Source organism: Candidatus Limnocylindrales bacterium (genome assembly GCA_035626395.1).
Lineage (GTDB): Bacteria > Desulfobacterota > Binatia > UBA1149 > CAITLU01 > DASPNH01.
The window spans coordinates 40,124-52,781 of record DASPNR010000044.1 but is presented as its reverse complement, the minus strand read 5'-3'; the positions used below and the strand labels follow the sequence as shown (position 1 = coordinate 52,781).

The following is a 12,658-nucleotide window of genomic DNA, read 5'->3' as shown; positions in this document are numbered from 1 at the left end:
CGATGAGCATGAACTTGGAAGAGAAGATCGCGAGCGGCAACGCGCGCGCGGGCGTGGTCGGCCTCGGCTACGTCGGATTGCCGCTGGCGGTCGAGCTGGCCCATTCGGGCCTGCGGGTAATGGGCATCGACGTCTCCGAGAGCAAGGTCGCCGCCATCAAGGCCGGCCGGTCCTACATTCTGGACGTTCCCACCGAGCGCGTGGCCGAGCTCGTCCGCAGCGGTCATCTGGATGCGACCACGGACTTCGCCTCGGTGGCGGAGCTGGATACGATCAACGTCTGCGTGCCGACGCCGCTGCGAAAGACCCGCGAGCCGGATCTTTCCTATGTCATCGATGCGGTTGACAGCCTGGTCCAGTACATGCGGCCGGGACAGCTGCTGATCCTGGAGAGCACCACCTATCCCGGAACGACCGAGGAGATCGTCCTGCCGCGTCTTCGCGATGCCGGGCTCGAGCCCGGCAAGGACGTCGAAGTCGCGTTCTCACCCGAGCGCACCGATCCGGGCAACCGCGACTACAACACGCGCACGATTCCGAAGGTCGTCGGCGGGCACACCCCGGCGGCCAACAGGGCCGCCTGCGCGCTGTACGGCCGCTGCATCGACAAGGTCGTCAGCGTCAGCTCGCCGCGCGTGGCGGAGATGGTCAAGCTGCTCGAAAACACGTTTCGCAGCGTCAACATCGCCCTGGTCAACGAGATGGCGATGATGTGCGATCGCCTCGGCATCGACGTCTGGGAGGTCATCGACGCGGCCGCCACCAAGCCGTTCGGGTTCATGCCTTTCTATCCCGGTCCCGGCCTGGGCGGCCACTGCATCCCGGTCGATCCACACTACCTGACCTGGAAGGCGCGCGCGGAAGGGTTCGAGCCGCGCTTCATCGAGCTGGCCGGGCAGATCAATTCGCAGAAGCCCGAATTCGTGGCCTCCAAGGTGATGGACGCGCTCAACGATCGCGGCCGCTCGCTGAAGGGATCGAAGATCCTCGCGCTCGGCGTGGCCTACAAGCGCGACGTCGACGACGTGCGCGAGTCGCCGTCTCTCGACGTGATGGCGCTGCTGCTCGACAAGGGGGCCGACATCACGTTCTGCGATCCTTTCGTCTCGCAGGTCGAGCTGCGCGGCAAGACCGTGCAGGGCGTGGCGCTCGACCAGCAGCGGCTGGCGTCCGCCGACCTGGTCCTTCTGCTGACCGACCACAGCAGCTTCGATCGCCCCTTCATCGCCAAGCATGCCCCGCTGATCGTCGACACGCGCAACGCGTTCAAGGGCATCACCGGAGACAACATCCTGCGCGTATGAGCCGTCGGCGATGGGGCAGGGATTCAGCAAGGAAGCGGGCGCCGGCGGCGCCGGAGCACAGGAGCAGCTTCGGGTCGGGCTGGTCATCGGCCAGCTCACCTATGGCGGCGCCGAAAGCCAGCTCTACGAGCTCGCGCGCGGCCTGCTGCAGCAGTGCCATCCCGTCGTCTACTGTCTTTCGGGGAAGGATCAGCCCTATGGCCAGCGCCTGCGCGAGGCGGGCGTGCCGGTGCGGGTGCTCGCCTCGCGAGGGAGCTTCGACGTCGGCCGCGTCCTGGCGCTGGCACGCGCGCTGCGCGAGGACCGCATCCAGATCGTTCACGCGTTCCTGTTCCTGGCCAGCGCCTACGCCTATCTGGCCACCCGTCTTGCAAGGGGAATGGCGCTGGTGACCTCGGCTCGCAACTGCAAGCTGGAGCCGCATCCGGTGCGGCGCGCGATCATGCGGCAGGCGATGCGGTCTTCGTGCACCGTGATCTGCAACTCGCGCGAGATGGCGCGCTTTGCCGTGGACAACTACGGCGCGCCGGCGCATCTCATGCGCGTCGTCTACAACGGCGTGGACACCACGCGCTTTGACGTCGAGCGGCGCGCACACAGCGGCCTGCGCATCGGCACGGTGGGCCGCATCGAGGCGCAGAAGAACCTCGACATGTTCCTGGATGCGGCCGAGCGGGTCCGCCGCCAGCGCCCCGATGCGCACTTCATCATCGTCGGCGATGGCTCATTGCGCCAGAGGTATCAGTCCGAGGTCGAGCGGCGCGGGCTGGCCGCGGCGGTGCGGCTGCCCGGAACGACGGCCGATGTGCCAGGATTTCTGGCCGGTCTCGATCAGTTCTGGCTGACGTCGGACTGGGAGGGAACGCCGAACGTCGTTCTCGAAGCCATGGCGGCGGGAGTTCCCGTAATCGCCACGCGCGTGGGCGGCACCGGCGAGGTCATCGACCACGGCACCAGCGGCTTCCTCGTGGAGGCCGGAGACGCAGCGGCCGTCACGAAATTCGCGCTCGAGCTGGCCGGCGATGCCGCGCTCGGACAGAGGATCGGCGAGCAGGCTCGCCGCGCGGCGCGCGAGCGTTTTTCCATTCCGGCGATGATCGCCGGCACGCGCGCCGTCTACGACGAGGCGAGGGCGCTGCAATGAGCGATGCCGTGCTGCCCTTCGTCAGCGTCATCATCCCGATGCGCAACGAGCAGGATTGGATCGAGCGCTGTCTCGGAAGCGTTCTGGCGCAGGACTATCCCCACGACCGCATGGAAATCCTGGTCGCCGATGGCATGTCCACCGACCGCTCGCCGCAGATGCTGGCGGCGCTGGCGGCCAGCGATGCGCGCGTGCGGGTGATCCACAACCCTGGATTGATCGTGCCGACCGGCCTGAACCTCGCCATCGCCGCGGCGCGCGGCGAGATCATCGCGCGAGTGGATGCGCATACGGTGCTCGAGAGGGACTACCTGCGCCGTGGGGTCGAGCTGCTCCAGCGAACCGGCGCCAGCAACGTCGGCGGGCCCATGATCTGCCGCGGCGGCGGTCCCATCGCCACCGCGATCGCGCGCGCCATGCACTCCCGCTTCGGCATTGGCGCGCAATTTCACTTCGCCACCGAAGAGGTCACCTGCGACACCGTGTACATGGGCATGTGGCCGAAGGCCGTCTTCGAGCGCGTGGGCCTGTTCGACGCCGAGCTGGTGCGCAACCAGGACGACGAGCTGAGCTATCGCATCCGCAAGGCCGGGGGCAGGATCGTGGTCTCGCCGGCGATGCGCTCGCTGTACCAGAACCGCGAGTCTTGGAGCGCGCTGGCACGGCAGTTCTACCAGTACGGGCTGTGGAAGGTGCGCGTGCTGCAGAAGCACCCGCGCCAGATGAGCGTACGCCACTTCGTTCCGCCCGCCTTCCAGGCCGCCATCGCAGCATCGCTGCTGCTCGGCCTCCTGTGGAGCCCGCTGGTGTGGATAGGGCTGGCGGCGCTGGCAACCTACGTCGTCTTCGTATTGATGGTGGCCGCGCGCGGTGAAGGGACGATGGCCGACAAGGCGCGTCTGGCTCTGGCGCTGGCCATGATCCATCACTGCTGGGCCGCCGGATTTCTCGTGGGCCTGGTGCGTTTCGCCTCGCGGTGGCGGCAGCCCGAGCCGGAGCCGCCGCGTCTTTCGCGACAACAGGCCAGCGAGGTACCACCGGCCGGCGCGGCCGCCTCGGCGCAGCGCTGATGGACAGGATGCAGGAGCAGGCATGAACGACGATCTGACCGTTTCGGTCCTCATTCCGGTCTACAACGAGCTGCACACGGTCGAGAACGTCATCGCACGCGTTCGTGCGGTGCCCGTGCGCACCGAGATCATCCTGGTCGATGATTTCTCGGTCGATGGTACGCGCGATCTGCTGCAACGGCTGCAGAAGCAGGACCCGTCGCTGAAGATCTACTTCCACGAGCGCAATCGCGGCAAGGGCGCCGCCATTCGCACGGCGCTGGCTGCGGCAACCGGTGACGTAACGCTCGTGCAGGACGCGGACATGGAATACGACCCCATGGAGTATCCGACGCTGCTCGAGCCGATCCGTGCCGGTGTTGCCGACGTCGTTTACGGATCGCGCTTCCTTGCCGGCGCGCACCGCGTGCTGTTCTTCTGGCACCAGCTCGGCAACCGCGTGCTGACCCTGCTCTCGAACGTCCTGACCAACCTCAACCTCACCGACATGGAGACGGGCTACAAAGTCTTCCGCACCGAGGTGCTCAAGACGATGCGGCTGACGACCGACCGCTTCGGCTTCGAGCCGGAGGTGACGGCGCGCGTGGCCCAGATGCGCTGCCGCATCTACGAAGTGCCCATCTCCTACTGGGGGCGCGATTACGAAGAGGGCAAGAAGATCACCTGGCGCGACGGCGTCGCCGCGCTGTGGTTCATCTTCAAGTTCAACGTGCTCGACCGCATGCCGCCGCCGCAACACCGGCCCGGCGTCAGCGCGCACGGCTGGTCGTCGATGGGCACCGTGCCTCCGGCGGTGTCGCCGAGGGCCGTGAGCACGTCGCATTCCGCAACCGCGTCGCACGGGGCGCAGCCGCCGGGCATGTCGGCCGCGGCGCGCACCGACGGCGAGGAGAGAGCGTCCTGAGCAAGCTCTGGCTCGTCACCGGCGGCGCCGGCTTCATCGGATGCAACATCGTCGCCGAGCTGCTGGCGCGCGGCGAGGCGGTGCGCGTGCTCGACAACCTCGCAACCGGACTGGAAAGCAATCTCGACGAGTTCGGCAGCGACGTGGAGCTGGTCCGCGGCGACATCCGCGATGCCTCCGCCGTAGGCGAGGCCATGCGCGGCGTCACGCACGTCCTTCACCTGGCGGCGCTGGGATCGGTCCCGCGCTCCATCGAGGACCCCGCCACCAGCAACGAGGTCAACGTGACGGGCACGCTCAACGTGCTGACGGCGGCGCGGGATGCCGGAGTCTCGCGCGTGGTCTTCTCCTCCTCGTCCTCGGTCTACGGCGCCAGCCAGGAGCTGCCCAAGCGGGTCGGCCAGCCCACGGACCCGGTCTCTCCCTACGCCACCACCAAGCAGGCGGGTGAGAGCTACACGCGCGTGTTCTGGCGCGTCTACGGCCTGCCGACAGTGGCCCTGCGATACTTTAATGTTTTTGGCCCAAAGCAGCGTCCCGACTCAGCTTATGCCGCAGTGATCCCGAAGTTCATGAACTGGGCCCTCACCGGCGAGCCGCTGGTCGTTCATGGCGACGGACTGCAGGGCCGCGACTTCACCTACGTCACCAACGTGGTCTCGGCGAACCTGCTCGCGGCCGAGGCCGAGGGCGTGGCGGGCGACGTCTTCAACATCGCCTGCGGCAGCAGCTTCACCCTGCTGGACATCGCAGCCGCGCTCGAGAAAGCGGTCGGCCATCCGCTGGAGAGGCAGCACACGCCGGCTCGTGCTGGCGACGTCCGGAAGAGCCAGGCCGACATCGAGCCCGCGCGAAAGGCGCTCGGATACCAGGTGCTCGTCGGATTCGAGGAGGGGCTGGCCCGGACGTGGGAAGCGTTCTGCGCCCGCTTCGGCGGCGGGGCGGCTGGCCAGGCCGTGCGACCATAAAAGGTCAAAAACTAGTGGCGGGCCAGCGGGTTGCGACGGCCATTGCACCCGATTCCTTTCTAGTGTGCACAGAACCAGGCGAATTGACTTCAGCCGGACCGGCTCTTACTCTGCCCGAATCGCTTGGGTTCGGCGCTCATCGCAGGAGGCTCGTCCATGTTCGCCCTAGTTTCGGAAGGCCTGTATAGCCACCAGCTCACGGCCTGGGAGAGCTTCGTCTCCATCATCAGCAAGCCCGACAACATGCCGGTCGCCGGCGCGCTCGCCACCGTCGTCATCTTCACATGGGTGGCGATGCGGCAGGCGCTGCGCAACGACAAACTCATTCAGGAAGGCCGCAAGGACGAGATCCTGTCCCAGATGCAGGAATAGCGGGCGGAGGGAGCAAATTGCCTTTCAAGATCATCGCCGAGAACTGCACCGGCTGCACTGCCTGCGAGCAGCGCTGTCCCACGCGCGCCATCAGCGGCATCAAGAACGAAGCGTTCTTGATCGAGCCCTCCTTCTGCATCGACTGCGGCGCCTGCGGCGTGATCTGCCCCGATGACGCCATCCTCGACACCTACGGCAACCTCACCACGGTCCTGAAGAAGGCGCAGCGACCGATCGCGGTCGTCCATCCTGACAACTGCAACGGCTGCGGCGTCTGCATCGATGTCTGCCCGTTCGACGCTCTGGCTCCGTCGCCCGACAACACGGGCCCTCAGTACCTCGGCATCGTCGAGGTCATCGAGAAGAAGTGCGTGGGCTGCAAGCTCTGCGAAGAGGTCTGCGGCTGGGAGGGCATCTACGTCATGACGCCCGAGGAGAAGCCGGATTTTCTGGCCGCGCTGGGGCATTTGCCGGACGAGGTCGGCGCGGCGGAATGACGCGCGCCGAACATCGCGAATAATTCGTTGACCCGACTGCGGCCGGGCTGCTAGCAAGCGCCATGCGCCGGTCTTCCCATTTCGTCATTGCTTACCTGTTCCTGGCGGCGGCGTCGCAGGCGGTGGCGCAGCCAGCGTACGACATGTCGGGGAAGTGGCTGCTCGTAGTGGCGGAGACACCGAACCGAATTCTCTATCGAATGGACCTTACTCAGGCCGACGGCGAAGTCTCGCAGTGGCCGGCGCACGACAACGGTTCGACGTACTGGAGGGGCACGATCGATTACGCGACCGGGTCCTTTCGGCTTACGGGAGGCTTCGGTGGTGCCTGCGATCCGACGGTGCTCGAAGGGAGCGTCGCCGCCGACGGCAGGACATTCATCGCGGCGGCCGTGTATGACGAGTTCATTCAGGATCACCCGTGCTGCTATGAATGTGACAAACAGACCTTCATGGTCCTCGGCACGCGGTGCGGAAATCGGCAGCTCGAGGAATGGGAGGAATGCGATGCCGGCAATGCTGCCGACGGCGACTGCTGCTCGTCCTCGTGCTTGATCGACGCTGCCGGCACGGCTTGCACGTCCGACGGCACCGAATGCACCTCGGATCAGTGTGACGATGGCGGGGTCTGCCAGCACATTGCCGTGGCCGGCCCGTGCGTCGAGCCGAATGGATGTGGCACGGGTGAGTGCTCGGACGGCGCTTGTGTGGTGACGGCGCCAGCACCTTCGGGTGTTCCCTGCGATCTCGATGGGACCGTCTGCACTCCCGACACTTGTGAGGGTGATGGCAGTTGCGTGGCGGGGGAGCCGGTCCGTTGCTGGCCTTGTGGCGTTTGCAACAGCGTCCAGGGCTGCATCCGCGATCCGGAACAGTCGTGCGACGACGATCCAGCTCGCGTCCGCCTGCTCATGAAGACCACGCCGCGCACGAAGCAGAACCGGCTGAAGCTGTTGTTTGAGACGTATCCTTGGGGCATGGGTGATCCTACGGACTCCACTACGTTCTCCATCTGCGTGTACGAGGTGGACGGTGACGTCGAGCGGCCTATTTTCGCCGCCATCGTGCCGCCGGGCGGCGTGTGCGGGGAGGAGGATTGCTGGCAGGAGTCCGGATACGGGGGCTACCGCTACTACGACCCGGCCGGCAAGGCCGACGGCATCACCGGAATGGCCGCAAGCACCTGGCGCGGGTTCGAGGTGAAAGGCACGGGCGAGAATCTTCCGCTTCCGTCGTCGCTCCCGCCGGCTACTACCTTCATTCCGACGATAACGGCATGGCGGGGTTTCTACGATGGACGTTGCTGGAGCCACCCGCTGACGGGCGAGTCGCATTCTTCGACCCGCTTTCGCGCCGAGTACCGAGCCGAGCCGTAAGGCACGGCGATTCTAGAGGACTTTGTTCAGGGGGTATTCGACGATGCCGGTGGCGCCGGCCTCGACGAGGCGTGGGATGAGGTCGCGCACGGTGGCCTCGGCGATCACCACTTCCACCGACAGCCAGTCCTTCTGATACAGGTTGGCGATGGTCGGCGCGGTGATCGCCGGCAGCATGGCCATGACGGCTTCGACGCACTCGCGCGGCACGTTCATCTTCAGTCCGACCTGCGCTTCGGCGCGCAGCGCACCCTGCAGGAGCATGGCGAGCTGCTCGATCTTGCGGCGCTTGAACGAGTCCGCCAGCGCGGTCTTGTTGGCGATGAGCTGAGGATTCGATTCCATCAGATCCGCGATGATCACCAGGCCGTTGGCGCGGATGGTGCTGCCCGTTTCCGTCACCTCGACGATGGCGTCGCACATGCCGGCGGCGACCTTGGCCTCGGTGGCTCCCCACGAGAACTCCACCTTCACCGGGATCTTGCGCTCGGCGAAGTAGCGCTGGGTGAATCCCACCAGCTCGGTCGCGATGCGCTTGCCCGCGAGGTCTTCGGGCCGCTTGACGCTCGAGTCGGCCGGAACCGCCAGCACCCAGCGCGTCGGCCGGAAGGAGACCTTCGAGTAGACGAGGTCGCAGATGACCTCGACGTCCGACTGATTCTCGGCGGTCCAGTCTTTGCCCGTGATGCCGCAGTCCAGCGAGCCGAGCTCGACGTAACGGGACATTTCCTGCGCACGCACCAGCGAGCATTGGATCTCGGCGTCGTCGATGTTCGGAAAATAGCTGCGCGAGCTGGTCGTGACGCGCCAGCCCGACTTCTTCATCAGGTCGGTGGTGGTCTGCTCGAGGCTGCCCTTGGGAAGGCCGAGTCGAAGAACGGTCACGATGAATCCTCGCATCCGGCTGCGATGCGCCGGGCCGCGCATAGTTGCGGAGAGGGGGGTGAAAGGCAAAAATCGCGAATGCGACTGGCCGAACTCGCCGCACGCTTGCAGCTGGTGTTCGAAGGAGATGCGGACATCGAAATCACCGGCCTCGCGCCGATCGATGAGGCCGGCCCCGGCGATCTCACCTTCGTCGGCAATCCCAGGTACCGCCTGCAACTGGCGACCACGCGCGCTGCCGCCGTCATCGTTGCACATGGCGAGGATGCGCATGGGCACGCGGCGCTTCGCGCCGACAATCCCTACGGCGCATTCATTGCCGCTCTGCCGCTGTTCGACGCGCGCCCGCGCGCGCACGGCGGCATTCATCCGACGGCCGTCCTGGCCGCCTCCGCCGAGATCGGCGCCAATGCCAGCATTGGCGCATACGCGGTCATCGGTGACGGCGTGCGCATCGGAAGCGATGCCGTCATCCATCCGCACGTCGTCATCTATGCCGGCGCGTGTATCGGCGACCGGTTCACTGCGCACGCCGGAACCGTGGTACGCGAAAACGTCATCATCGGCAGCGACGTGGTCCTGCAGCCCGGCGCGGTCGTAGGCGGCGACGGGTTCGGGTTCCTGCCGCGGGGCAAGGATGTGCCGCTCCCCATTGCGCAGATCGGCACGGTCGAGCTCGCGGATCACGTCGAGATCGGCGCCAACGCCACGGTGGATCGCGCCACGGTCGGAGCGACCCGGCTGGGACGCGGCGTCAAGATCGACAACCTCGTGATGGTCGGCCACGGCAGCCGCATCGGCGAGGGCTCGATGCTGGCAGGGCAGTGCGGGATGGCCGGCAGCACTCGCATCGGCGCCCGCGTGATGGCGGGCGGGCAGGCCGGTTTTGCCGGCCACCTCAGCGTCGGCGACGACGCGCGCATCGGTGCGCAGGCGGGCGTGATCGCCGATATCGATGCGGGCGTGACGGTGGCGGGAATGCCCGCACAGGAGATCGGCCGGTGGCGCCGTGCGATGGCGGCGTTGCGCGGACTGCCCGAGCTCGTGCGGCGCATCCGGCGCCTCGAGCATGCGGTGGGCCTGCGGACGCCAAATCCGGCGCCTGATCCCGCAGCCGACGCATGATCGGCCGCGTTGCCTCCGGCGCCCGCTCCCGCTAGCTTGCCCGCTTCGTCGGCGGCGGAGGCCAGTGTGATCGTCAGGGTTCCCGACCTCACCGAGGAGGTCCGACGGGTCGATTTCGTCGAACCCGCCTCGGCTCTCAACAGCCGCCTGAGCGAAAGTCCCGGCTGGAACGACCAGCTCTTCGGCGAGGACGCGCGCGTCAGCGGGGAGATCTATCGGATCGGCAGCGACGTCCATTTCTCCGGGGAAGTGGCCGCGACGATCCGGCAGTCATGCCCTCGCTGTCTCGAAGAATTCGAGTGGCCGCTGCTACGCAAGTTCCGCTTCGTGATCGTGCCGGCACCGCCCGGCGTCGACGACGAGGACGACGAGGGGATCGACCACTACAGCGGCGATGATCTGGATCTGAGCCCGCTGGTGCGAGAGCAGGCCCTGCTCGGCCTGGATCACTCGCTGCTGTGCTCGGAGTCGTGCCGGGGATTGTGTGCAGGTTGCGGCGCCAACCTGAACCAAGAGGAGTGTCGCTGCGCGCCCAAGCATTGAGGCGGGCCGGCGTCCGCCGCAGACGCGTAAGGTAAGTAGGAGAGAGAAGATGCCGGTTCCGAAGAGACGAACATCCAGCAGCAAGAAGCGCAAGCGTCGCGCGCATGACGCACTGACAGCCCCGCAGTGGGTGGAGTGCGCCAACTGCGGCGAGCGCGTGCAGCCGCACCGCGCTTGCGGCGGCTGCGGCCACTACAAAGGTCGCCGCGTCATCGAGATCGCCGAGGCCTGAGCCGGCTCGACGCTCGTGATCGGGGCCGTGCGCCGATGCCGAAGTGGCGTCGTATCTGCACGGATCCCCGCGCGTTTTGCCCGTTGCCGCCATGTTGCATGACGGCGGGGGGCTGGGTATGAAGGCCGCGCCTTCGGTGGCTGCACAGGGAGTCGAAGAGATGTCCGTACATGAGCGGGTGGTCGAGATCATTTGCGATCAATTGACCCTGGACCGGTCGCAGGTGACGCCGGATTCCTCCTTTCTCGAGGATCTCGGCGCCGATTCGCTCGACATCGTCCAGCTCATCATGGCCCTGGAAGAGGAGTACGGTCTGGAAATCTCGGACGAAGAGGCCGAGAAGATCCGCACCGTTCAGGACATCATCGACTACATCGACAGTCGCAAGTAGGAGGCCGCCACGGCCTCCGCGCAGCACAAGATCGTGGTCGCCAGCGACCACGCCGCCGTCACCGCCAAGAGCATCGTTCTGGATGAGTTGAAGGCGCGTGGGATCGACGCTGTCGACGCAGGCCCCGTCACCGCCGACTCCGTCGACTACCCCGACTTCGCCGAGCGCGTGGCCCGCGCGGTCGCCGACGGCGAGGCCGAGCAGGGCATCCTGCTGTGCGGCAGCGGCATCGGCATGTCGATCGCCGCCAACAAGGTGCCGGGCGTCCGCGCGGCTCTCGTTCACGACGTCACCGGCGCTGCTCTGTCGCGCCAGCACAACGACGCCAACGTGCTCGTCCTCGGCGGCGCAATGCTCGGTGAGCGATTGATCCGCGACATCGTCAAGACGTGGCTCGACAGCGCGTTCGAAGGCGGCCGTCACCAGCGCCGCGTCGACAAGATCCGCACGATCGAAGAGGCCAGCCGCACCACGGCCGGAAATCTGCAGGACCAGAAGGGGAAGAATCCGTGAGCGCGCTCGAGCAGACCGATCCCGAAATCTATGCCGCCATCGCCGCCGAAGGGCGACGGCAGGAGCTCGGAATCGAGCTGATCGCTTCGGAGAACGCCGTCAGCGAGGCCGTGCTCGAGGCGGCAGGCTCGATCCTGACCAACAAGTACGCCGAGGGCTATCCCGGACGTCGCTACTACGGTGGCTGCGAGTTCGTCGACGTGGTCGAGCAGCACGCCATCGACCGCGCCAAGAAGCTCTTCGGCGCCGACCACGCCAATGTGCAGCCGCACTCCGGCTCCTCGGCGAACATGGCCGTGTACTTCTCGACGCTGGAGCCGGGCGACACGATCCTGGCGATGAACCTCGCCCACGGCGGGCACCTCACGCACGGCAGTCCAGTCAACTTCTCGGGCCGCTTCTTCAAGATCGTCCCCTACGGCGTGCGCGAGGGGGATCATCGCATCGACATGGATCAGGTGCGCATGCTCGCGCGTGAACATCGGCCCAAGATGATCGTGTGCGGTCACAGCGCCTACCCGCGCCAGCTGGACTTCGCCAGCTTTGCCGGCATCGCGCGCGAGACGGGCGCTTTGTTGATGGCCGACGTCGCGCACGTGGCGGGGCTGGTGGCGACGGGCCTGCACCCCGACCCGATCCCCCACTGCGACTACGTCACGACCACGACGCACAAGACGCTGCGCGGGCCGCGCGGCGGCCTGATCCTGTGCAAGGCCGAGCACGCCAAGAAGATCGATTCGTCGATCTTTCCCGGGAACCAGGGCGGTCCGCTGATGCACATCATCGCCGCCAAGGCGGTGGCGTTCCGTGAGGCGCTGCGGCCCTCGTTCGCCGAGTACCAGCAGGCGATCGTCGACAACGCGCGCGTGCTCGCCGAGGAACTGCAGGTCGGAGGCATTCGCCTCATCTCGGGCGGCACCGACAACCACCTCATGCTGCTCGATCTGCGCGATGCGGCAGTGACCGGCAAGCAGGCGCAGGAGCTGCTCGACCGCGCCGGCATCACGACCAATCGCAATGCCGTTCCGTTCGATACCCGCTCGCCGTTCGTCACCTCCGGGCTTCGCATCGGCACTCCCGCCGTCACCACGCGCGGCATGCGCGCGGCCGAGATGCGCCAGATCGCGGCTTGGATCGTGCGGGCGCTGAACGCTCCCGAAGATGCGGCCGAGCTCGAAAAGATCGCGGCGGAAGTCGCCGACCTCGGGCGCCGCTTCCCCATCTACCCCGAGCGTCGCTACGCACAGGCCTGACGTGCGGCGGTCGGACGCACCAATGCGTCGGACGGATCGCAGGCATCGCCCCGGCTACCGATCCGGTCACGGTCAAGCGGC

The 12,658-nt window shown here is 66.8% G+C and carries 15 protein-coding genes; 14 read left to right on the top strand and 1 reads right to left on the bottom strand.

Annotated features, from left to right (window positions below):
• Positions 1-2: 2 nt before the first annotated feature.
• The 8 genes from VEC57_19670 (at position 3) to VEC57_19635 (ending at position 7,635) form a co-directional block, all read left to right on the top strand.
• A complete protein-coding gene (locus VEC57_19670; protein ID HYC01361.1) occupies positions 3-1,304 on the top strand; it encodes a nucleotide sugar dehydrogenase in 1,302 nt (433 codons plus the stop codon).
• Between the two features lie 10 nt (positions 1,305-1,314).
• Positions 1,315-2,448: a glycosyltransferase gene (locus VEC57_19665; protein ID HYC01360.1), complete on the top strand. Its 1,134-nt coding sequence runs from the start codon at positions 1,315-1,317 to the stop codon at positions 2,446-2,448.
• Entirely contained in the window at positions 2,445-3,518 is a 1,074-nt protein-coding gene (locus tag VEC57_19660) for a glycosyltransferase family 2 protein (GenBank protein HYC01359.1), read from the top strand. The genes VEC57_19665 and VEC57_19660 overlap by 4 nt, the downstream gene beginning before the upstream one ends.
• Before the next feature lie 22 nt (positions 3,519-3,540).
• Positions 3,541-4,422, top strand: coding sequence for a glycosyltransferase family 2 protein (locus VEC57_19655; GenBank protein ID HYC01358.1), 882 nt, complete (start codon positions 3,541-3,543; stop codon positions 4,420-4,422).
• Positions 4,419-5,390 (top strand): NAD-dependent epimerase/dehydratase family protein, encoded by a 972-nt coding sequence (locus VEC57_19650; GenBank protein ID HYC01357.1) that lies wholly within the window; start codon positions 4,419-4,421, stop codon positions 5,388-5,390. The genes VEC57_19655 and VEC57_19650 overlap by 4 nt, the downstream gene beginning before the upstream one ends.
• 156 nt (positions 5,391-5,546) lie before the next feature.
• Positions 5,547-5,762, top strand: coding sequence for a hypothetical protein (locus tag VEC57_19645; GenBank protein ID HYC01356.1), 216 nt, complete (start codon positions 5,547-5,549; stop codon positions 5,760-5,762).
• A 17-nt stretch (positions 5,763-5,779) separates the two neighbouring features.
• Entirely contained in the window at positions 5,780-6,259 is a 480-nt protein-coding gene (locus VEC57_19640) for a 4Fe-4S binding protein (GenBank protein ID HYC01355.1), read from the top strand.
• A gap of 62 nt (positions 6,260-6,321) precedes the next feature.
• Positions 6,322-7,635 (top strand): hypothetical protein, encoded by a 1,314-nt coding sequence (locus VEC57_19635; GenBank protein HYC01354.1) that lies wholly within the window; start codon positions 6,322-6,324, stop codon positions 7,633-7,635.
• Positions 7,636-7,647: 12 nt separating this feature from the next.
• On the opposite strand, the gene hisG is transcribed toward VEC57_19635, so the two are convergent.
• The gene (hisG, locus tag VEC57_19630; GenBank protein ID HYC01353.1) at positions 7,648-8,520 is read right to left on the bottom strand and encodes an ATP phosphoribosyltransferase; all 873 of its coding nucleotides are present in this window, start codon (positions 8,518-8,520) and stop codon (positions 7,648-7,650) included.
• A 78-nt stretch (positions 8,521-8,598) separates the two neighbouring features.
• On the opposite strand from hisG, the gene lpxD reads away from it, so the two are divergent.
• The 6 genes from lpxD to glyA all read left to right on the top strand — a co-directional run bounded on the left by lpxD (position 8,599) and on the right by glyA (position 12,577).
• Positions 8,599-9,645 (top strand): UDP-3-O-(3-hydroxymyristoyl)glucosamine N-acyltransferase, encoded by a 1,047-nt coding sequence (lpxD, locus tag VEC57_19625; protein HYC01352.1) that lies wholly within the window; start codon positions 8,599-8,601, stop codon positions 9,643-9,645.
• Positions 9,646-9,711: 66 nt separating this feature from the next.
• A complete protein-coding gene (locus VEC57_19620; GenBank protein ID HYC01351.1) occupies positions 9,712-10,188 on the top strand; it encodes a DUF177 domain-containing protein in 477 nt (158 codons plus the stop codon).
• Positions 10,189-10,237: 49 nt separating this feature from the next.
• Positions 10,238-10,420 carry a 50S ribosomal protein L32 gene (gene rpmF / locus VEC57_19615; protein HYC01350.1) on the top strand — a complete coding sequence of 61 codons (183 nt, stop codon included), beginning with the start codon at positions 10,238-10,240 and terminating at the stop codon, positions 10,418-10,420.
• Positions 10,421-10,580: 160 nt separating this feature from the next.
• Positions 10,581-10,811, top strand: coding sequence for an acyl carrier protein (acpP, locus tag VEC57_19610; GenBank protein HYC01349.1), 231 nt, complete (start codon positions 10,581-10,583; stop codon positions 10,809-10,811).
• A 33-nt stretch (positions 10,812-10,844) separates the two neighbouring features.
• Positions 10,845-11,324 carry a ribose 5-phosphate isomerase B gene (gene rpiB, locus VEC57_19605; protein HYC01348.1) on the top strand — a complete coding sequence of 160 codons (480 nt, stop codon included), beginning with the start codon at positions 10,845-10,847 and terminating at the stop codon, positions 11,322-11,324.
• A complete protein-coding gene (gene glyA, locus VEC57_19600) occupies positions 11,321-12,577 on the top strand; it encodes a serine hydroxymethyltransferase (protein HYC01347.1) in 1,257 nt (418 codons plus the stop codon). The genes rpiB and glyA overlap by 4 nt, the downstream gene beginning before the upstream one ends.
• The last annotated feature ends 81 nt before the right edge of the window (positions 12,578-12,658 follow it).